Annotated in this window: 19 protein-coding genes; 12 read left to right on the top strand and 7 right to left on the bottom strand. The window is 66.5% G+C overall.

The window, feature by feature from the left end; translation table 11 throughout:
• Nucleotides 1–40: 40 nt before the first annotated feature.
• Genes J5T34_RS18750 through J5T34_RS18740 form a run of 3 tightly spaced genes read left to right on the top strand, consistent with a single transcriptional unit; the run spans nucleotide 41 to nucleotide 1,146 of the window.
• Nucleotides 41–403 (top strand): 2Fe-2S iron-sulfur cluster-binding protein, encoded by a 363-nt coding sequence (locus tag J5T34_RS18750; protein WP_208581692.1) that lies wholly within the window; start codon nucleotides 41–43, stop codon nucleotides 401–403.
• A 22-nt stretch (nucleotides 404–425) separates the two neighbouring features.
• Nucleotides 426–719: a ferredoxin gene (locus J5T34_RS18745; protein WP_174104902.1), complete on the top strand. Its 294-nt coding sequence runs from the start codon at nucleotides 426–428 to the stop codon at nucleotides 717–719.
• A 55-nt stretch (nucleotides 720–774) separates the two neighbouring features.
• Complete coding sequence (locus J5T34_RS18740; RefSeq protein ID WP_244259057.1) at nucleotides 775–1,146, top strand: 2Fe-2S iron-sulfur cluster-binding protein; 372 nt, start codon at nucleotides 775–777, stop codon at nucleotides 1,144–1,146.
• A gap of 172 nt (nucleotides 1,147–1,318) precedes the next feature.
• Here J5T34_RS18740 and J5T34_RS18735 read toward each other — a convergent pair whose 3' ends face one another.
• Together J5T34_RS18735 and J5T34_RS18730 are read right to left on the bottom strand one after the other, a co-directional pair.
• The gene (locus J5T34_RS18735; protein ID WP_208581690.1) at nucleotides 1,319–1,504 is read right to left on the bottom strand and encodes a hypothetical protein; all 186 of its coding nucleotides are present in this window, start codon (nucleotides 1,502–1,504) and stop codon (nucleotides 1,319–1,321) included.
• A gap of 189 nt (nucleotides 1,505–1,693) precedes the next feature.
• On the bottom strand, nucleotides 1,694–2,728 hold the full coding sequence (locus J5T34_RS18730) for a LacI family DNA-binding transcriptional regulator (protein ID WP_208581688.1): 1,035 nt from the start codon (nucleotides 2,726–2,728) through the stop codon (nucleotides 1,694–1,696).
• Between the two features lie 148 nt (nucleotides 2,729–2,876).
• On the opposite strand from J5T34_RS18730, the gene J5T34_RS18725 reads away from it, so the two are divergent.
• From J5T34_RS18725 to J5T34_RS18710, 4 genes are read left to right on the top strand one after another with little or no spacing between them, the layout of a single operon-like run.
• Complete coding sequence (locus J5T34_RS18725) at nucleotides 2,877–3,863, top strand: Bug family tripartite tricarboxylate transporter substrate binding protein (protein ID WP_208581686.1); 987 nt, start codon at nucleotides 2,877–2,879, stop codon at nucleotides 3,861–3,863.
• The gene (locus J5T34_RS18720; protein ID WP_208581684.1) at nucleotides 3,860–4,690 is read left to right on the top strand and encodes an HpcH/HpaI aldolase family protein; all 831 of its coding nucleotides are present in this window, start codon (nucleotides 3,860–3,862) and stop codon (nucleotides 4,688–4,690) included. Before J5T34_RS18725 ends, J5T34_RS18720 begins: the two co-directional genes overlap by 4 nt.
• A 48-nt stretch (nucleotides 4,691–4,738) precedes the next feature.
• Nucleotides 4,739–6,469 carry an L-arabinonate dehydratase gene (gene araD / locus J5T34_RS18715; protein ID WP_208581682.1) on the top strand — a complete coding sequence of 577 codons (1,731 nt, stop codon included), beginning with the start codon at nucleotides 4,739–4,741 and terminating at the stop codon, nucleotides 6,467–6,469.
• Nucleotides 6,470–6,494: 25 nt separating this feature from the next.
• Nucleotides 6,495–7,205 (top strand): ribonuclease activity regulator RraA, encoded by a 711-nt coding sequence (locus J5T34_RS18710; protein ID WP_208581680.1) that lies wholly within the window; start codon nucleotides 6,495–6,497, stop codon nucleotides 7,203–7,205.
• On the opposite strand, the gene J5T34_RS18705 is transcribed toward J5T34_RS18710, so the two are convergent.
• Nucleotides 7,174–7,881: a DUF2062 domain-containing protein gene (locus tag J5T34_RS18705; protein WP_244259056.1), complete on the bottom strand. Its 708-nt coding sequence runs from the start codon at nucleotides 7,879–7,881 to the stop codon at nucleotides 7,174–7,176. The two genes, J5T34_RS18710 and J5T34_RS18705, sit on opposite strands and share 32 nt — an antisense overlap.
• Nucleotides 7,882–8,130: 249 nt before the next feature.
• Between J5T34_RS18705 and J5T34_RS18700 the strand changes: the two genes are divergently transcribed.
• The gene (locus J5T34_RS18700; RefSeq protein WP_208581678.1) at nucleotides 8,131–10,224 is read left to right on the top strand and encodes a TonB-dependent receptor; all 2,094 of its coding nucleotides are present in this window, start codon (nucleotides 8,131–8,133) and stop codon (nucleotides 10,222–10,224) included.
• Here J5T34_RS18700 and J5T34_RS18695 read toward each other — a convergent pair.
• Both J5T34_RS18695 and J5T34_RS18690 read right to left on the bottom strand, forming a co-directional pair.
• Nucleotides 10,196–10,615, bottom strand: coding sequence for a hypothetical protein (locus J5T34_RS18695; RefSeq protein ID WP_208581676.1), 420 nt, complete (start codon nucleotides 10,613–10,615; stop codon nucleotides 10,196–10,198). The genes J5T34_RS18700 and J5T34_RS18695 overlap by 29 nt on opposite strands.
• A gap of 206 nt (nucleotides 10,616–10,821) precedes the next feature.
• Complete coding sequence (locus J5T34_RS18690; protein ID WP_208581674.1) at nucleotides 10,822–11,712, bottom strand: LysR family transcriptional regulator; 891 nt, start codon at nucleotides 11,710–11,712, stop codon at nucleotides 10,822–10,824.
• Between the two features lie 106 nt (nucleotides 11,713–11,818).
• Here J5T34_RS18690 and J5T34_RS18685 point away from each other — a divergent pair, with 106 nt between their 5' ends.
• The 4 genes from J5T34_RS18685 to J5T34_RS18670 all read left to right on the top strand — a co-directional run bounded on the left by J5T34_RS18685 (nucleotide 11,819) and on the right by J5T34_RS18670 (nucleotide 17,014).
• Entirely contained in the window at nucleotides 11,819–13,372 is a 1,554-nt protein-coding gene (locus J5T34_RS18685; RefSeq protein WP_208581672.1) for an AMP-binding protein, read from the top strand.
• A gap of 62 nt (nucleotides 13,373–13,434) precedes the next feature.
• Entirely contained in the window at nucleotides 13,435–14,646 is a 1,212-nt protein-coding gene (locus J5T34_RS18680; RefSeq protein ID WP_208581670.1) for an acyl-CoA dehydrogenase family protein, read from the top strand.
• A gap of 235 nt (nucleotides 14,647–14,881) precedes the next feature.
• The gene (locus tag J5T34_RS18675; protein WP_208581668.1) at nucleotides 14,882–15,865 is read left to right on the top strand and encodes a tripartite tricarboxylate transporter substrate binding protein; all 984 of its coding nucleotides are present in this window, start codon (nucleotides 14,882–14,884) and stop codon (nucleotides 15,863–15,865) included.
• A 12-nt stretch (nucleotides 15,866–15,877) separates the two neighbouring features.
• Nucleotides 15,878–17,014: a CaiB/BaiF CoA transferase family protein gene (locus J5T34_RS18670; protein WP_208581666.1), complete on the top strand. Its 1,137-nt coding sequence runs from the start codon at nucleotides 15,878–15,880 to the stop codon at nucleotides 17,012–17,014.
• A gap of 107 nt (nucleotides 17,015–17,121) precedes the next feature.
• On the opposite strand, the gene boxA is transcribed toward J5T34_RS18670, so the two are convergent.
• Both boxA and boxB read right to left on the bottom strand, forming a co-directional pair.
• Complete coding sequence (gene boxA / locus J5T34_RS18665; protein WP_208581664.1) at nucleotides 17,122–18,411, bottom strand: benzoyl-CoA 2,3-epoxidase subunit BoxA; 1,290 nt, start codon at nucleotides 18,409–18,411, stop codon at nucleotides 17,122–17,124.
• 85 nt (nucleotides 18,412–18,496) lie between these two features.
• Nucleotides 18,497–19,924: a benzoyl-CoA 2,3-epoxidase subunit BoxB gene (gene boxB / locus J5T34_RS18660; protein WP_208581662.1), complete on the bottom strand. Its 1,428-nt coding sequence runs from the start codon at nucleotides 19,922–19,924 to the stop codon at nucleotides 18,497–18,499.
• Nucleotides 19,925–19,961: the final 37 nt, after the last annotated feature.

Below are 19,961 nucleotides of genomic sequence, written 5' to 3'. Positions count from 1 at the left end.
GATAGATAGACACGTAGACAGCAACAAGCAGGACAACATCATGCCCAAGGTTCTTCTTCACCGGCACGGCCAGCTCCACAGCGACGAGGTCGCCCCGCGCACCAATCTGGTCGTGCGCGCCGGCATCCGTCAGTTTCCCTATCCGAACCTGCGCTACGAGTGCGGCATGGGCAAGTGTTCGAAATGCGCCTGCCGCGTGCTGGCAGGCGCCGAGCACCTGCCGCCGCCGAACTGGAAGGAAAAAAAGCAGCTGGGCGAGCGGCTCGAGCAGGGCTACCGGCTGATCTGCCAACTGTGGATCGAGCATGACATCGAACTGGCGCAGGACGAACTGTCGCCGGCCGAGGAAGCCGCCGGCGCGGCGGGCCGGGTGCCGGCCGGCGTCAAGGCATGCTCGTCCTGAGGCACCTCGCAAGGCAGGCACCATGTACATCATCCTGACCAGCCGCCCCGGCCAGTTCCGCACCGAGCCCGTCGACGGCATCACCCCGGTGGAACGCTACGAGTACCGCTTCTACGGCAAACCCACCGTGCGCTTCGTCATCGCGCAGCTCGACCACGAGACCAAGGTCCGCGTGGTCGAGGAAACGCCGCCCGGCATCGTCAACCATGTCCCGACCAAGTTCCTGGACAAATACGCCACCGTCGACGCGGCGCGTGAGGAACTGCGCCGGCTCGCCTCGTTCGGCAGCATGGAACTGACGCTGGTCGCGATCTGAATCCGAACCCCCGAACCCCCGAACTCCCGAACCCGCTCCGCCGCAGCGCATTGCCATGATCCAGATCACCTTTGTCAGCAACAACGGCAAGACCGCCACCGCCCCGCCCAACAGCAACCTGCTGCGCGTCTCGCTGCGCGAACAGGGCGGCATTCCGTTCAAATGCGGCGGCGGCCTTTGCGGCACCTGCAAGTGCCACATCGACAGCGGCCTCGAACACACCGACGAGGTCAAGGCCAAGGAAAAGAAGCTGCTGACCGAAGAGGAACTGGCCAGCGGCCACCGGCTGGCCTGCCAGACCTTCGTCAACGGCGACATCAGCGTGTCGTGGCAGCCGCGGCCGGCTGCGGCAGGCGCTCGCACGGCGGTCGGCCCTGCCCGCGCCCCGGTCGACGAGCCGAAGACGTCGGACAGCTCCGCAGGCTGACCGTCGGCACAAAAAAACCGGCCCGGTATCGGTCCCGCAGCGCGTTGCTGCCAGGCCGATACCGGGCCGGTTTTCTATTGGCTGACCCTGACGGCTGCCCTATTGGCAGACCGCGGCGCAACAGCGGGGGACTGTCGCGATGCGGGGGTCCAGCGGACTTCCTGCGCGGTTCTTAGCCGTTCGCGAAGACGACCTTCGCCTTGCGGGCGTCCGCCTGCAGGCGGTCAAACACGGCTTGCACGGCGGCGATGGCGCGCTTGATGTCGTAGGCGAAGCCCAGGCGCGGGGCGTCCAGCTCGCGGTCGATCAGATCGCGTTCGAGTTGGTCGGTCAGCTTGATATCGGATTGGGTGTTCATGGCGTCCTTCCTTTCAGGGATTACCCTTATGGGGTTTTCCCGAATTGTAGACAAAGGATTGACGCAATGCAACATTAGGTAGAAATGCGTATGTTGGAAAGCAACATCTACAGCAAAGTCTGGCAGATCTGAGTGACGCGTTCGCTGCAGGGCGCGGCGATTCACGTCAATAAGGGGCTCAATAGCCGCTTATCGACCTCCGACTCCCGAACGCGTGCTCGCCCTCCCAATCACCTCGAACCCGACATCCTGCGCCGGCGGTGCGACATTCCCCCGCATCCGCGAAATCAGCGCCTCGGCCCCCAACCGCCCGATCAGCGCACCATCGACCCTGACCGTCGACAGAGACGGCACGGTATCGACAGCCAGCGCCTGATCCCCGAACCCGAGCACGCCAAACTGCTGCGGGACCTGGAGCCCGAGCGCGTGTGCCTGCGCCAGCGCCCCCTGGGCCAGCGCATCGGAGCTGCAGAACACCGCATCGGCGTCCGGCGCCTGAGCCCGTAACGCGTTGAGCGCCTCCCGCCCTCGCCCGGCCTGCGGCAGCTGTTCGGAAAACACGATCTGTACGGGCGTCGGCGCCCCGACTTCGGCCGCCGCGCGCAGAAAGCCTTGTGCACGCCGCGTGGCACGGCTGTCGTCCGAACGCAGGATCGCCGGCCTGACGTAGCCGCAAGCCGTCAGGTGGCGGAATGCCGCCCGGCCCGCGTCCTCGTGCGAAAAGCCGATCGCGACATCCATCGGATGGGGCGTGTAGTCCCATAGCTCGACGATCGGGATGTCGGCGTTGAGCAGCAGGCGCCGAGTTCGCGTCGTGTGCTCGGTCCCCGTCAGCACGACACCGTCCGGCCTTCGACTCAGCATGGCCGCAAGCCAGGTTTCCTCATGGCCTGGGTCGTAGTTCGAGATCCCCAGGGTCGTTTCGTAGCGCTGCGCCGCCAGCGTCGTGATCAGCGAGTCGACCATATCCGAGAACAGCGAATGTCCGACCGAGGGCACGATGGCCGCCACCAGCCGGGTCTGGCGCGAGGTCAGTCCGCCAGCCAGCGAATTCGGCACATAACCGGATTGCTCGACCGCTTGCGCGACCCGTGCCCGCGTGGCCTCTGCCACCAATTCCGGGCGATGCAGCGCGCGGGAAGCGGTGATGGGCGAGACCCCCGCCAGCCGGGCCAGATCTTTCAGGGTCGGAGCGGATGGGCTGCGTGGTGAGCGGTTCGACATGGGCGGTAATGGAGAATGATCGAATGATTGCGCTGTCATGATAACGATGACATCGATGACACGAAACAGATCCCGGCCTAGTAAAGTTACGTATGGGAGCGCGGCCCCGACCGTGAAATGATTGCGCAATCATTACGGGGAGACATCGATGCCCAGCGCCACGCTCAACCGACGCTCCGCCCTGGCAGCCCTGCTTGCCTTGGCAGCGACCCCACTGACCGGGATCGCACAGACCGCCTATCCCGTCAGGCCGATCACGCTGGTGATCCCGTTCCCGCCAGGCGGACAGACGGACGTGGTCGGTCGACTGATCGGCGACCGCCTCGCCCAACGGCTTGGCCAACCGGTCGTCGTGGAAAACCGGCCCGGCGTCAACGGCTCCCTGGCATCCGAACTCGTCGCGCGCGCCAAACCCGACGGCTACACGTTGGTGATCGGCGGCCCCGGCACGCATGCGATCAACCAGCTCGTCAACCCGAACGTCAAGTACGACGCCCGCAAGGACTTCACCCATATCTCCATGCTCGGACGGGTGCCGATGCTGCTGCTGGCGTCGCCGGCGCTGAAGGCCAATTCGGTGGCGGACGTCGTCGCGCTGGCCAAGGCCAGGCCCAACTCGGTGAACATGGCGCTCACGGGCATCGGCTCGTCCAGCCACGTGACGACCGAACTGCTCAAGCAGGCGGCCGGCATCACCTTCAACAACGTGCCCTACAAGGGCGACGTACCGGCGATGACCGACGTGATGGGAGGCCAGGCCGATCTGTTGTTCGTGCCGGCGACTTCCGCGGTGAATTTTGCGCAGGCCGGCAAGCTGCGCCCGCTCGCCGTGGCGGGCAACAAGCGTCTCGCCGCGCTGCCCGATGTGCCGACCATGGCGGAGGCCGGCCAGCCCCGTGTCATCAACTACTCGTGGACCAGCCTGGCGGGGCCGCCGGGCATGCCGGCGGAGATCGTGCAAAAACTCAACCAGGCCTGCCGGGAGATCCTGGCCGAACCTGACGTGGTCGCGCGGCTGGCCACGATGAGCAATGAGCCCACACCGGGCACACCCGCGCAGGCAACCAGCTTCATTGCTGCCGAAGTCGCGCGCTGGGCCGATGTGGTCAAGAACGGAAACATCCAGGTTCAATGAGCATGCTGCCAGTCAATCATTTCAAACGCGCGCTGCGCGCCGGCCAACCCCAGATCGGCATCTGGTCCACCATCCCCTCTCCCTTCGTTTCCGAGCTGATCGGTGGCGCGGGGTACGACTGGGTGCTGCTGGACACCGAGCACACGCCCACCGACGTGCCGTTGATGCTCAACCAATTGCAGGCGGTCGCTGCGGCGCAGCCGGCGCCGGGCTCACTGCCGACGCACGCGGTCGTGCGGCCCGCATGGAACGACCCGGTCCTGATCAAGCGTTACCTCGACATCGGCGCTCAGACGCTGCTGCTGCCCTTCGTCCAGAACGCGGAGGAGGCGCAGGCTGCCGTGCGCGCGATCCGCTATGCGCCCGAGGGGATCCGCGGCATGGGCGGCTCCACGCGGGCCACCAACTTTGGCCGCACGACGGACTATGTGGCCCGCGCGGCGGAGGAGCTGTGCCTGCTGGTGCAGGTGGAAACCGCCGAGGCGCTAGAGCAGATCGAGGCGATTGCGGCCATCGACGGTATTGACGGCATCTTCATCGGCCCGGCGGATCTGTCGGCGAGCCTTGGCTACCCCGGCCAGGCACGCCACCCCGCCGTCAACCAGGCGATCGACGATGCCATCGGCCGTATTCGCGCCTGCGGCAAGGCGCCGGGCATTTTGATGGTCGACGAGACCCGGGCACGCCAATGCCTCGATCTGGGCGCCCAGTTCGTCGCCGTCGCGCTCGACACGGTGCTGCTGCGCGACGGACTCGATGCGACCGCCGCCCGCTTCCGTACGTCAACGCCGACGACTGCGACGTCGCCGACGACCAGCAGCTATTGAGATTGAGAGATTGAGGGGCAACGGCCCTGTTCACCCAAGACTGTCCCGATGACCCGACGCACTTACGAGACCCTGCGCAGCGCACGCTGGTTTGCGCCTGACGACTTCCGCTCCTTCGGCCACCGCTCGCGCGTGCTGCAGATGGGCTATGGCTACGACGACTGGATGGGCAAGCCCGTCATCGCCATCATCAATACGTGGAGCGACGCGAACCAGTGCCACGCCCACTTCAAGCAACGCGTGGACGACGTCAAACGCGGCATTCTGCAGGCGGGCGGATTTCCGCTGGAGCTGCCGGCGATTTCGCTGTCGGAGAGCATGGTCAAGCCGACCACCATGCTGTACCGCAACTTCCTGGCGATGGAGACCGAGGAGCTGTTGCGCAGCCACCCGGTGGACGGCGCGGTGCTGATGGGCGGCTGCGACAAGACCACGCCGGGCCTGACGATGGGCGCCTTGAGCATGGGCCTGCCCTTCATTTACCTGCCGGCCGGCCCGATGCTGCGCGGCAACTGGAAGGGCAAGGTGCTGGGCTCCGGCTCCGATGCCTTCAAGTATTGGGACGAGCGCCGCGCCGGCCGTCTGTCCGACGAGTCCTGGCGCGAGATGGAAGCCGGCATTGCGCGCAGCCACGGCACCTGCATGACGATGGGCACGGCCGCGACGATGATGGGCATTGCCGAGGCCGTCGGCCTGGCGCTCCCGGGCTCCAGCAGCATTCCCGCCGCGGACGCCAACCACATCCGCATGAGCGCCGAGTGTGGCCGCCGCATCGTCGAGATGGTGTGGGAAGACCTGACGCCCGCCAGGCTGCTGACGCGCGCCAACTTCGAGAACGGCATTGCCTGCGCGATGGCGATGGGCTGTTCGACCAACGCCATCATTCATCTGATCGCGATGTCGCGCCGCGCGGGGCATCCGGTCAGCCTGGACGATTTCGACAAGGTCAGCCGCCACGTGCCGGTGATCGCCAACATCCGTCCGAGCGGCACCACCTATCTGATGGAGGACTTCTACTACGCGGGCGGCCTGCCGGCGCTGCTCGAGCGCATCCGCGGGCATCTGCACACCGAGGCGCTGACGGTGAACGGCAAGACGCTGGGCGAGAACATCGCCGGCGCGCAGGTCTACCACGACGACGTGATCCGGCCGCTCGACAACCCGATCTATGCGGAAGGCGCGCTCGCCGTCTTGCGCGGCAATATCGCGCCCGACGGCGTGGTCATCAAGCCGAGCGCCTGCGCCCCACATCTGCTGCGGCACACGGCGCGCGCGCTGGTGTTCGACGACTATCCATCGCTGAAACAGGCGGTCGACGACCCGGATCTGGATGTGACCGCCGAAGACATTCTGGTGCTGCGCAACGCCGGCCCGCGCGGCGCCGGCATGCCCGAATGGGGCATGCTGCCGATCCCGACCAAGCTGCTCAAGCAGGGCGTCACCGACATGCTGCGGCTGTCGGACGCGCGGATGAGCGGCACCAGCTATGGCGGCTGCCTGCTGCACTGCACGCCCGAGGCCGCCATCGGCGGACCGCTGGCGCTGGTGCGCACCGGCGACCGGATCATGATCGACGTGCCCGCGCGCACCATCCACCTGGAAGTCACCGACGAGGAACTGGCCGCCCGGCGCGCTGCCTGGACGCCGCCGCCCGTGCGCTATGAGCGCGGCTACGGCTGGATGTTCGGACGGCACATCCTGCAGGCCAACGACGGCTGCGACTTCGACTTTCTGGAAACCAGCTTTGGCAAGCCGGTGCCCGAGCCCGACATCTTCTGAACCAGTACACCGAACAAGTCCACCAATGAAAGCCGAAACCCGCCAACGTCTGGCCCAGGTCAGCACCGCCACGCTTTGCACCGCGCTGTTCAAGCGCGGACTGCGCAACCAGTTCATCCAGGACGTCCGTCCACTGAACCCCGGCCTGCCGAACATGGTGGGCGAGGCCTATACGCTGCGCTACATTCCGGCGCGCGAGGATCGCAACGGCATCGAAGTCTTCCAGAACCGTGAACATCCGCAGCGCAAGGCCGTCGAGGAATGTCCGCCCGGCGCGGTGATGGTGATCGACAGCCGCAAGGACGCACGCGCCGCGTCGGCGGGCGGCATCCTGGTCGCGCGGCTGATGCAACGCGGCGTGGCAGGCGTGGTCACGGACGGCGGCTTTCGCGACAGCCCGGACATCGCCAAATACCGGATGCCGGCCTATCACAGCCGTCCCAGCGCGCCGACCAACCTGACATTGCACGAGGCCATCGAGATCAATGGCCCGATCGGCTGCGGCGATGTGCCGGTGTTTCCGGGCGACGTGGTGGTGGGGGATGCCGAGGGCGTGGTCGTCATCCCGGCGCACCTGGCCGACGAGATCGCCGCCGAAGCCGCCGAGATGACCGTGTTCGAGGATTTCGTGCAGGAGAAGGTGATGGAGGGCCGTTCGATCCGCGGCCTCTACCCGCCCACCGAAGAAGCCACGCGCGCCGAGTTCAAGGCTTGGCGCGAGGCCCACGGGCGTTGAGCCCGTCTTCCTCTCGCGCCGCCCTGACACGGCGGCGCCGAATCAGGCGCGTGCGCAGCGCCCACACCCACGACACCCCGAAATAGAACAGCAGGCTGGTCACGCTGGCCATCAACGCCAGGCCGAGCACCAGCGGCTTGCCCACGCCCAGCACGCGGCGGCTGGTTTGCGCCCACCAGCTTTCCTCCTCCGCCTCGTCCGATAGCGCGGCCTTGCCCGCGCTATCCGGCACGATATGCAGCACCGCTCCCGATTCAGCGGCAGCGGCCAGCGTTTCCGGCGCCGGCGGCTGCCCGGGTTCGCCCAACACGGCGCTGCCGAGCTTCCATGCCGCGTAATAGATCGGGCCGAAGGTCAGCGGATTGCTGACGAAGGTACTTGCCACCGCGGCCGGCACGTTGGCGCGCAAGGCCACCGCCACGGCGGCGCTCATCGGAATCTGCGCGATCGGCAGCAGCAGGCCGAAAAACATGCCGAGCGCCACGCCCAATGCCATGCCGCGCCGGCTGACATGCCACAGGCGGGGGTGTTGCAGGATCGGTCCCATCCAGCGCAGCCACCGGTGCTGCTGCAATCGTTCGGGATCGGGCAGAAACCGGCGGAAGTGGCGGAACGGCGAGGAACTGCGCGGGGTGTCGGAATCGGCGGACTGACGGCAGGAGCGGAGCGGCGGCATCGGAAGGGGGACGGCTGACTACCGTGCAAGGATACCTCCGTCATGCGACGGCGGACGGTTCTTGTCTCGAATTCTTCAACCGCGCCGGGGGCGGCCACGTCAAGGGCCCTTCCCCTCATGCTGCGGGAACGTCACACCCCCTTGGCGCGGTGTTGGCCGCACCCCACGAACGGGTGATTAGGCAGTTGACCGCATATCTTGTAATGATAATAATTCGCATTCCCTAAAATTATTACAGTTCATTACAAAATGCGAGCCAAGCGTCACCCAATCACTGCCGCCCTGCTGGCGGCGTCCGTTCTTTCCCCTGCGGCCGTCCGGGCGCAAAGCGCCGAGACCCTGCCCGAAGTCAAGGTCAAGGCAAGCGCCAGCCGCGAACTGGGCGAGGGCTACAACCCGCCGGATACCGTCAGTGCGACCAAGATGGATGTGCCGCTGCGCGACGTGCCGCAAACCGTGAACGTGGTGACCGCCGAAGTCATGCGCGACCAGCACGCGACCTCGATCCAGGACACGCTGAAGAATGTGCCGGGGGTGGGCTTCTCGCATGGGGACGGACAACGCGATCAGGTGACGATCCGCGGCTTTACCGCGATTGCCGATCAATTCGTCGACGGCATCCGCGACGACGCGCTGTATTTCCGCGACCTGTCGAACGTCGAGCGGATCGAAGTGATCAAGGGACCGGCCGCCGTGCTGTATGGCCGCGGCTCGTCGGGCGGCCTGATCAACCGGGTCACCAGGAAACCCGGCCTCGATGTCACGGATTTGAGCCTGAGCTACGGCTCGTGGGCCGACCGGCGCGGCGAGGTCGACGTTGGCCGGGTGTTCGGCGACGGCGCGGCGGCGTTCCGCATCACCGGCGCCGTGCAGCGCGCCGACAGCTACCGCTCGCAGCAGTTTCTGGACCGCACCGCGATCGCGCCGTCGCTGGACCTGAAGCTGGCGCCGGATACCAAGCTGCTGCTGCAGGCCGATTACCTGGAAGACCGCCGCGTGACCGACTTCGGCATTCCGGCCTTCAACGGCCGCCCGGTCGAAGTGCCGGCGTCCACCTACTACGGCGCCGCGAATGCGCGCGACGTCGACTACAGCCAGTCGCGTGTGTACTCGGGCACCGCCACGCTGACCCATCGCTTCAACGACCAATGGTCGATCCGTAACGCGACGCGCTACTACCACTACTCGCTGGACCGCAACAACACGCTGCCGGGCACCGTCAACGCGGCGCAGCGCACGGTGTCGCTGAACCGCTCCAACGTCTATCGCGAGGAACATGGCTGGTTCAACCAGACCGACCTGACGCAGAAGGCCACGCTGTTCGGCATGAAGCACGAGCTGCTGTACGGCGTCGAGGTCGGCCAGCAGAACAAGGATCTGGTCAACTATTCGCGCAACAACGTCGCCACCATCGACCTGTTCCATCCGGTGCTGCCGACGCTGCCGCGGCTGCTCGGCGGCACGCCGGGCAGCACCAACCGCGGCACCTTCAAGACCCTGGGCCTCTACACCCAGGACATGATCACGCTGAGCGAACAGTGGAAGGCGCTGGTCGGCGTGCGCTACGACCGCTTCGAACAGGAGACCGTCGACCGTCGCCCGAACCAGCGCGGACTATCGCGCACCGACGATGCGTGGAGCCCGCGCGCCGGGCTGGTGTGGCAGCCGTCGAAGACGCAGTCGTATTACCTGTCGTGGAGCCGCTCGTTCCAGCCGTCGGGCGAAACGTTCTCGCTGGCGGCCAATAACGCCGAACTGGCACCGGAAAAAACCAGCAATACCGAAATCGGCGCCAAATACGATTTCCTCGATGGCCGCCTCAGCACCACGGTGTCGGTATTCCGGCTGGAGCGCACCAATATCAAGGTCGCCAATGCCACCAATACCGCGCTGATGCCGATCGGCGAACAGCGCACCGACGGCGCGGAGCTGACCGTCGCCGGCGATATGGGGCAAGGCTGGAAGGTGCTGGCGGGCTACGCCTATCTCGATGCGCGCGTGACCCGCTCGAGCAGCGCGCTCGAAGGCAAGCGCGCCACGCTGACGCCGCGCCATAGCGGCAATGTCTGGGTGACCAAGGATCTCGGGCACGGCTTCGGCATCGGCGGCGGCCTGAATCTGATCGGTGCGCGCATGGCCGATCCACAGAACACGGTCACGCTGCCCGGCTATGTCACCGCCGACATGATGGCCTGGTACCGGCGCGGCCCGCTGGAACTGCAGCTGAACCTGTACAACCTGTTCGACAAGGGCTATATCGTGTCGGCCCACGGTTCCAATGCCAACCTGAACCTGCCGGGCGCGCCGCGCAGCGTCATGGCGACGTTGCGGTACCGGATGTAGACACCGGGAGAATCAGCGTCGGCGTGGGCCCGATCCGTTGTTCGGCCCCGCTTGTCACCGGGGCCTCCGATTGCCGCTGCGCCACCGCTCTCGCGGCACGGCGCATCACCAGATCGTCCACGTACTGCATGCAGCCGGCCCGATAGGCCGGCTGTACCCCTTCACACGACCTGGCGTGACGCACGTCGTGCATCAGCGCCCACGCATAGCCCTGGAACAACTCGGCGCACGGCGCGGCGCACGGCCTGCCGCCAAAATGGTCGCCATCGGCGTGAAAGCCCGGAGCTAGCGCGGCAATCGGCGCGTTCGTCAGCGTGCCCTTTACCTGTGCCGCGCCCATCAGCATCACGGCAATGGTTCCGGCTCCGAGCAGAAAGACAGAGAATTTCATCGTATCGGCATTGGCGCTGGCTCGCGCCGACCCCTTGTATTTATGGGAAACCCGTTTTGGCGATTACAAATACAACAACCACGGGGATGCCGATATGAAATCTTTTTAAATCTCTGTGAACGTTGTATTTTTATCCCGCCATTAAAAAGCGAGACCGGAATCGCGCCGATTTCTGGAATGGCCGTATGTGCGATCCGGACGCCCCCCTATTTCGCCCTCGCCTGCAGGATCGCCACCATTCGCTGCGCCAGCGGAGACAAATAAGCGCCGGCGCGCGCGATCACACCGACCCGCCGACGCAAGTCCAATTCTTCGCTGCTGAGCCGCAGCGCACGAAACCCCGCCAGCGGCCTGGCCATCTGTGCCCCCGCAATGCTGAGCATGCGCGTGCCCCGCATCAGATAGAACAGCGAGGCGCTGCCGAAATCGGCTTCGACGCGCAGATTCGGCGGCGGCAGGCCGCGCTGCTGAAAGGCCGCCTCGAGCTGCTGGCGCAGCAGGATATGCGCGCCGGGCAGCAGCCATTCCTGATCGACCAGATCGGCAAGCCGCAGGCCACGCTTGCGATGCAGCGGATGCGACTCGTCGGCGACCACCGCCAGCGTGTCGTCGAACAGGTCGTGCACGACGAACTCGTCCGTTCGCTGACGCGGCACCGGCGCAATGGCCAGATCCAGTTCGCCGGCCCGCAGCGGATCCATCAGGTCGCGCGCCATCCGGCGGCTCAGCCGCAGCCGTGCTACCGGCCGCTCCTGCATCAGCTGGCGGCAGGCGTCCAGCACCACCGGATTCGGAATCGACGGCGAATAGCCGAGCCGCAGCACGCCCTGCTCGCCGGTGCGGATGCCGCGCATCTCGGCCAGCGCGTCCTCGTATTCCAGCCGGATGCGCCGGGCGCGGTCGATAAAGGCCGCGCCGGCCTGCGTCGGCCGCATGCCCAGCGCGGTGCGCTCGAACAGCGGCAGGCCGATCTGTCCTTCCACCCGCTGCACCGCCTTGGTCAGCGCCGGCTGGCTCATGCCAAGCGCCTCGGCGGCCCGGCCGATGCCGCCGTGGGCGGCCACCTCCAGCACGTACTCCAGATCGCGTGTCTCCATGCCGCACTCCTCGCATTCCAGTCGGTTATGACTTTATTTCCAACGCAGCATTGTAGTGATGTCTCGCGTCTTCCAAACTGCGCCAAAGCAGATCAAGGAGACATCGATGACCTTCGCCTATTTCCTGCGGCGTGCCGCGCGCTATTGGGGCGAGCGCCCCGCGGTGCTGTATCGCGACCGCGCGCTGAGCTATCGCCAGCTGGACGAGCGTTCGACCCGGCTGGCCAATGCGCTGCTGGGGCTGGGGCTGGTCAAGGGCGATCGCGTCGCAGTGCAGTCGCGCAATTGCACGGAACTGGTCGAGATCGAATGCGCGTTGTTCAAGGCCGGGCTGGTCAAGGCAGCACTGAACCCGCGCTTCACCGCCGCCGAGGCGACGCAGGTGGTCGACAACTGCACGCCGCGCGTGATGATCGCGGGGCAAGGCTACACCGGTTATGGCCCGCAGACGGCCGGCTTCGGCTCGGTCCAGACCTTTATCGCGATCGGCGAGACCGCGCCGGGCTATCTGCCATACGAAGATCTTCTCGCCCGTGGCGGCACGCAGGCGCCCGATTACGCGCCGCAGGCCAGCGACCTGGCGGTGCTGCATTTCTCCTCCGGCTCGACCGGCAAGATCAAGGCGGCGATGCAGAGCTACGGCAACCGCATCGCCTCGCTGCGCAAGATCGTGCTGGGCATGGACCGCCCTGCCCGCTCCGGCGACCGGCTCGCGCTGATCGGCCCGGTCACGCACGCGTCCGGCATGCTGATGCAGCCGTATCTGTACTGCGGCGCCACGCTGGTGCTGTTCGACAAGTTCGAGCCGGCGCATTTCCTCGCCGAGATCGCGCGCCTGCGCATCACCCATGTCTTCATGGTGCCCGCGATGATCAATATGGTGCTGGCCGAGCCGTCGCTGGCCACCGCCGATCTGTCCAGCCTGAAGACGCTGGCCTATGGCGCGGCGCCGATGGCCCCCGCCCGCATCCGCGAGGCGTGGGACCGCATCGGCCCGATCCTGTCGCAGGGCTATGGCGCCAGCGAATCGACCTCGGGCGTCACGCGGCTGTCCACCGCCGACCATGCCGATGCGCTGGCCAATCGTCCGGAGCGCCTGGCCTCGTGCGGCCGGGCGATGGGCGAGACCGAGGTGCGCGTGGTCAACGAGCGCGGCGAGGAGGTCAGCGGCGACGAGATCGGCGAACTGGTGATCCGCGGCGAGGACGTGTTCCAGGGCTACTGGGGCGAGCCAGAGTTGACCCGCGAAGTGCTGATCGACGGCTGGCTGCATACCGGCGATCTCGCCCGCGTCGATGAGGAAGGCTTCATCTATCTGGTCGATCGCAAGAAGGACATGATCATCTCGGGCGGCTTCAACGTCTATCCCACCGAGGTCGAAGCCACGCTGTACCAGCATCCCGACGTGATGGAAGCCTGCGTGATCAGCGTGCCCGATGCGACCTGGGGCGAGAGCGTCAAGGCGGTGGTCACGCTGTGGCCGGGACGCGAGCTGAGCGCGGCCGACCTGATCGCGCATTGCCGCGCGCGCATTGCCGACTACAAGACGCCCCGCTCGATCGACTTCGTCAGCGAGCTGCCGAAGAACGCCAGCGGCAAGCTGGCCCGCAAGGTGGTGCGCGAGCGCTATTGGCAAGGCCAGGAACGCCGCGTGAATTGACGCATGAACCGACCCATGAACCGACACGCGACGCACCGCTCACGACACCAAGGAACGACGCCATGTTCGAATATCTGACCAATCCCGTGCTGGTCGAGACGCGGGCCGCCATCCGGCGCTTCATCGACGAGGAACTGCGGCCGCTGGAGCGCGAGCTTGGGCTGGGCTCGGAAGATCCGTGGCCGAAGGAGGTCCTGCGCCGGGTCTGGCGCCGCTCCAGCGAGCTGGGGCTTTACGCCGCCTGCCTGCCGGTCGAGCTGGGCGGCAAGGGGCTCAATATCGCCGAGCAGTGCGCGCTGAAGGCCGATATCGCCGCCAGCGGCTGCTCATTGGCGCCGCATGTGCTGGGCGATCTCGGCGGACCGCCGCGCGTGGGCAATATGCTGAAGTACGCCACGCCCGAACAGATCGAGCGCTATTTCGGCCCAGTGATCCGCGGCGAGCGCTCGACCTGCTTTGCGATGACCGAACCGCATTCGGGATCGGATGCGATGAGCATTTCGACGACCGCGTTGGTCGACGGCGACGAGCTGGTCATCAACGGCCACAAGCACTACATCAGCGGCGCGCCGTTCGCGGACTTCGCCATCGTGCTGTGCGTGACCGACGCCAGCACCACGCCGCCGTCGATCAGCGCGGTGCTGGTCGATCTCGATCTGCCGGGCGTCACCGTCGATACCGAATACACGCCGATGTCGGGCCAGCATATCGATGCCGATATCCGCATGGTCGATGTGCGCGTGCCGCGCGGCAATATCCTCGGCGGCGAGGGCAACGGCTTCAAGCTCAGCATGTCGCGCATCAACGTCAACCGGCTGCTGCATTGCCCGAGCATGCTGGGGCTGGCGACCAGCGCGTATCGCGCCTCGGTGGAATACGCGGGCAAGCGCCGCCAGTTCGGCGGCCCGATCGCGCGATTCCAGGCGATCCAGCATATGCTCGCCGATATGGCGGCGGCGCTGTGGGCGTGCGAGGCGATGATCGCGCAGACCGCCGCGCTGGCCGACAGCGGCGCCGATCTGCGCATGAAGGCCGCGGCGTGCAAGCTGTTCGTCTCCGAGCGCTGCTTCGAGGTCGCCGACAAGGCGGTGCAGATCCACGGCAATGTGGGCGTCACGCGCGGGCATCCGGTCGAGCAGACCTTCCGCAAGCTGCGCATGTTCCGCATCTTCACGGGCACCAGCGAGATCCAGCGCAATACCATTGCGCGCGCGATTCTGGAGCCGTTGATGGAGCAGGCGGGGAAGGAGCGTGCGGCGGGGGTGGCGCGGTAGCGCTTCGGTTTATCGAGCGGCGGTTGCCCTCTCCCCCACCCCTCTCCCGCAGGCGGGAGAGGGGAGCCGAGGACGAATGCTGGCAGCAATGGTGAGGCGCCGCGGGTTTGCTCCCCTCTCCCGCTTGCGGGAGAGGGGTCGGGGGAGAGGGAAAAAGCGCTCATCATCCCGAAAACTCCGCCACCGCCCAAAACAGGCACAGCAACGACTGCGCCACCAGTACAGGAGACACCAAATGCATCGCAGAACATGGCTTGCCGCCGCGGGCGCCGCGGCACTGGGCGGCATCCTGCCGCGCGCGTACGCCGCCGACGGCTACCCCAACCGGCCGATCCGGCTGATCGTTCCCTTCCTGGCCGGCACCTCGCCCGACAACATGGCGCGCGCACTGTCGGCCGAGCTGGCGCCGAAGCTCGGCCAGCCGCTGGTGGTCGAAAACATGCCCGGCGCGGGCGGCATCATCGGCGGCAGGGCCCTGAAGCGCGCCACGGCGGACGGCTACACGCTCGGCGTGCTGGCCAACACGCATGTGATCAACATCCATATGTACAAGCAGATGCCGTACGACCCGGCGCGCGACTTCACCTGCATCGCGCCGTTGTCGGGCGGCCCGACCGCGCTGGTGGTGCCGGCCAATTCGCCGTACCGCACCGCGGCCGATCTGATCGCGGCGATGAAACGCGCGCCGGGCAAGCTGAACTACGGCTCCGGCGGCAAAGGCAGCATCGCCCATCTGGCCGTCGAATCGCTGCTGCATCAGACCGGTACCGATGCGGTCCACGTGCCGTACAAGGGCGCGCCCGAGATCCTGACGGCGATGCTGACCGGGCAGACGCAGTTCGGCATGCCGGTGCTCAGCACCGCGACCTCGTACTTGCGCAACGGCCAGGTCCGCGCGCTGGCGGTTACCACGGCCGAGCGCTCGCGCTACTTCCCCGATGTGCCGACGCTGGCCGAGGCGCTGCCTCCCGGTTTCGTGCTCGACAACTGGAGTGGCCTGTTCGCGCCGGCGGGCATGCCCGCGGCGCTGACGCAGCGGCTGTTCACCGCGATCAACGAGGTGCAGGCCAGCGGCAAGCTCGATGCGATGCTGGAGGCCAGCGCCGGCGAATTGCGCCGCAGCGCCTCGCCGGCGCAATTCCGCGAGATGGTCTCCGCCGAGACCAAACGCTACGCATCGCTGATGCGCGATATCGGCATGACGGCCGACATCGGCTGAGCGGTCGCCGCGATGATATCGACCACGCCACCAACCAAGCCGGACTGGTCCTGCCTGAAGGACGTCAGGATCATCGACCTGAGCCAGCTGCTGCCCGGCCCGCACGCCACGCTGCAGCTGCAGCAGCTGGGCGCCGACGTGATCAAGGTCGAGCGGCCCGGCGTCGGCGATACCTCGCGCTCCCTCGGCACCTCCGTCTTCGCCCAATTCAATCGCGGCAAGCGTTCGATCGCGCTCAATCTGCAGCAACCCGAGGGACGTGCGGCCTTCCTCGACCTGGTGCGCGATGCCGACGCCGTGGTCGAGGGCTTTCGTCCCGGCGTGATGCAGCGTCTGGGTCTCGACTACGCCGAACTCGCCAAGGTCAATCCGGCCATCGTGCTGTGTTCGATCTCGGGCTTCGGCCAGACCGGCCCGTATGCCGACCATGCCGGCCACGATCTGAACTATCTGGCGCTGGCGGGCTACTGGGCGGCGCCGGTACAGGTCCGCGACAAGGTCGCGCGGCCGCGCGTACGGGTATCGGACTATGCCGCCTCCAGCTACGCCGCCCTCGCGCTGACCGTCGCCATCCTCAGCGCGCGCCAGCACGGACGCGGCCAGCATCTCGATGTCTCGATCCACGATGCGGTGCTGTCCTGGACCGCGCACGGCGCCTGGGCCGCACGCCAGCATGCCGACGCCCCGCTGCGCTCGCCCACGGTGATGCCGGAGAACGATCTGTTCGAGACGCGCGACGGCCGGCATCTGGCGCTCGGCATTCTGGAGAACAAGTTCTGGCTGAACCTGTGCGACGCGCTGGGCCAGAAGTTTCCATCGCTGAAGGATCCGCGCTTTGCCGAGCGTGCCGGCCGGCAGCGTCACAAGGTCGAGGTCAATGCGCTGCTGGCGCAGATCTTCGTCAGCCGCACGCTGGCGCAATGGCTGGACCTGCTGGCCGGCGTCGATTTGCCGATCTCGCCGGTGCTGAACGCCGAAGAACTGCTGCAAGACCCGCACGTGCAGGCGCGCGGCACGGTGCGGGAGGTGTCGGACCCGGACCAGCATCGCATCGCGGTCCGCTTTCCGGTGCGCTTCTCGCTCGGCCTGCCCGATGGCGACGATCACGTGCCCGATTTGGGCGAGCATCGCCCAGGCTGGACCAAATGAAGGGACCGATTGAAGAGACCGATTGAAGGAACGGGCTGAACGAACAAGGCCGGCCCCGCGTTTCCGCGGCGGCCGGCCTTCGCAACACCGAGCCCGTCCCGGCGAGGTCAGTACGTCTCCAGATGCAGCCGCCCTTCGCGCTTCAGCGATGCGGCCACCCCCTCCCAATCCAGACCTGCCTGCTCGGCGATATCGCGCAGCGCCAGCACCACGCCCTCCTCCATGCTCTTCAGGCCGCAGACATAGAAGTAGCTGTCCGGATCGGCCAACAGCGCGGCGAGATCGGCGGCGCGCTCGCGCATCACGTCCTGCACATAACGCTTGGGCTGGCCCGGCGTGCGCGAGAACGCCAGGTTGATGTCGATGAAGTCCTTGGGCAGGTTCTGCAGCGGACCGAAGTAAGGCAGCTCCTCCTGGGTGCGGGCGCCGAAGAACAGCATCAGCTTGCCGCCCTCGAACTTGCCCGACTTGCGCAGGCGCCGCCGCCATTCGGTCATCGCCCGCATCGGCGCGCTGCCGGTGCCCGTGCAGATCATCACGATGTTCGAGCGCGGGTGGTTCGGCATCAGGAAGCTGTTGCCGAACGGGCCGATCACCTCGACCGTGTCGCCGACCTGCAGGTCGCACAGATAGTTCGAGGCGACCCCGCGCACCGGATTGCCCTGGTGGTCTTCGAGCACGCGCTTGATCGTCAGCGACAGATTGTTGTAGCCTGGGCGCTCGCCATTGCGCGGGCTCGCCACCGAGTACTGGCGCGCATGATGTGGGCGGCCCTGTTCGTCGACGCCGGGCGGCACGATGCCGATCGACTGGCCCTCCAGCACCGGGAACGGCATCGCGCCGAAGTCCAGCACCAGATGATGCGTGTCGTAGTCGCGGCCGACTTCGGTTACGCGCACATTGCCGACCACGGTGGCCGTCACCGACTTGATCGCCGACTTCGGCCCGTACAGATTGGTGTAGCAATGCGCGGCCGACCACGGCGGCAGCGTGGCACCGTACTGCGCGCTGTTGAACGGCGCGATCTGCGCCAGGGCCGGATCGACCGGCTCCTCCACCGCCTCCAGGGCCTGGGCTTCGGCAATCGCCTCTGCACCGACGCCGCTTGCGGCCAGCTGCTCGCTGCTCAGCTCTTCCGGCAGCGTGTCCCAGCCGAACTGCTCGTCCAGCGTATAGGGCCGCGTGCGCGGCACCATGCGCCAGTTGTCGATCGAGCCGGTCGGACACGGCGACACGCAGGCCATGCACAGATTGCACTTGTCGGCATCGACCACGTAGTTGCGCGAATCGTGCGTGATCGCGCCGACCGGGCAGGTCATCTCGCAGGTATTGCAGCGAATGCAGATCTCGGGGTCGATCAGATGCTGCTTGATGATTTGCATGTCTGCCATATCCATGGCGGTCTCCAGATGCTGCCGCGGCTCGGCGCTACGTTCTGTCACGCGCGGTCGCTGTCGTTATTGCTGCCGTTATTGCTGCCGCTCAATTGAAGCGTACGTACTCGAAATCCACCGGCTGGCGGTTGACGCCCATCGCCGGCGGCGCGATCCAGTTCGCGAACTTGCCCGGCTCGACCACGCGGCCCATCAGGCTGGCCACGAAGGCGCGATCGTCCTCGCTCGGCAGCCACTGGTCGACATTGGCCTGCCATTCGGCCTCGGAGATCACGCGGCCGTCCGGCGACACCTTGACGCCGGCCAGCGCACCGATATTGCGGTGGAAGGCCTTGTGCGGAACCTTCAGCCGGAACGGAATGCCGGCCTTGTCGATGACCCGGTTCCAGCGCTCGACGCCCGCCACGCTGTCCTTGATGTAGTCGTCGCGCAGCACCTCGTTCAACGCGTTCAGCATCGGCACTTCCTTCTCGACCAGCTGGCCGCCGGCGGCCTGCAGCACGCGATAGGTGCTGTCCTTCAGCAGATGGTCGTCGTTGCGCTTGCCTTCCTCGAAACGGCCCTTCAGGCCGGTGCTGTAGAAGGTCGCGGCATTGCTCGACTCGTCGGCACCGAACAGGTCGATCGTCACGCTGTAGTGGAAGTTCAGATAGCGCTGGATCGTCGGCAGATCGATCACGCCGGCGGCGCGCAGCTTGGCCGGGTCATCGGTCTTCAGCTCGTTCATCACCTGGCAGGTGCGCTGAATCACGCGCGACACGCCCGATTCGCCGACGAACATGTGGTGCGCTTCCTCGGTCAGCATGAACTTCGTGGTGCGGGCCAGCGGATCGAAGGCGCTCTCGGCCAGCGCGCACAGCTGGAACTTGCCGTCGCGGTCGGTGAAGTAGGTGAACATGAAGAACGACAGCCAGTCCGGCGTGCGCTCGTTGAACGCCTGCAGGATACGGGGGTTGTCCTGCTCGCCGCTGCGGCGCTCCAGCAGCGCCTCGCCTTCCTCGCGGCCATCGCGGCCGAAGTACTTGTGCAGCAGGTAGACCATCGCCCACAGGTGGCGGCCTTCCTCGACGTTGACCTGGAACAGGTTGCGCAGGTCGTACATGCTCGGCGCGGTCAGCCCCAGATGGCGCTGCTGCTCGACCGAGGCCGGCTCGGTATCGCCCTGCGTCACGATGATGCGGCGCAGATTGGCGCGATATTCGCCGGGGACGTCCTGCCACGCGTCCTCGCCCTTGTGGTCGCCGAAATGGATCTTGCGGTTCTGTTCGGCGGGGTTCAGGAAGATGCCCCAGCGATAGTCCGGCATCTTGACGTAGCCGAACTGCGCCCAGCCCTGCGGATCGACGCTGATCGCGGTGCGCAGATAAACGTCGAATCCCTGCGAGCCTTCCGGCCCCATGTCGTTCCACCAGCTCAGGTAGTTCGGCTGCCACTGTTCCAGCGCGCGCTGCAGCGTGCGGTCTTCGCTGAGGTTCACGTTGTTGGGGATCTTGTCGCTGTAGTTGATACCGGACATCGTTGGTCTCCCGGTGATATGTCGTTGTGCCGTTGAG

It is taken from the genome of Cupriavidus gilardii, assembly GCF_017598945.1.
Classification (GTDB): Bacteria; Pseudomonadota; Gammaproteobacteria; order Burkholderiales; family Burkholderiaceae; genus Cupriavidus; species Cupriavidus gilardii_E.
This window is presented reverse-complemented; position numbering and strand designations above follow the sequence as displayed.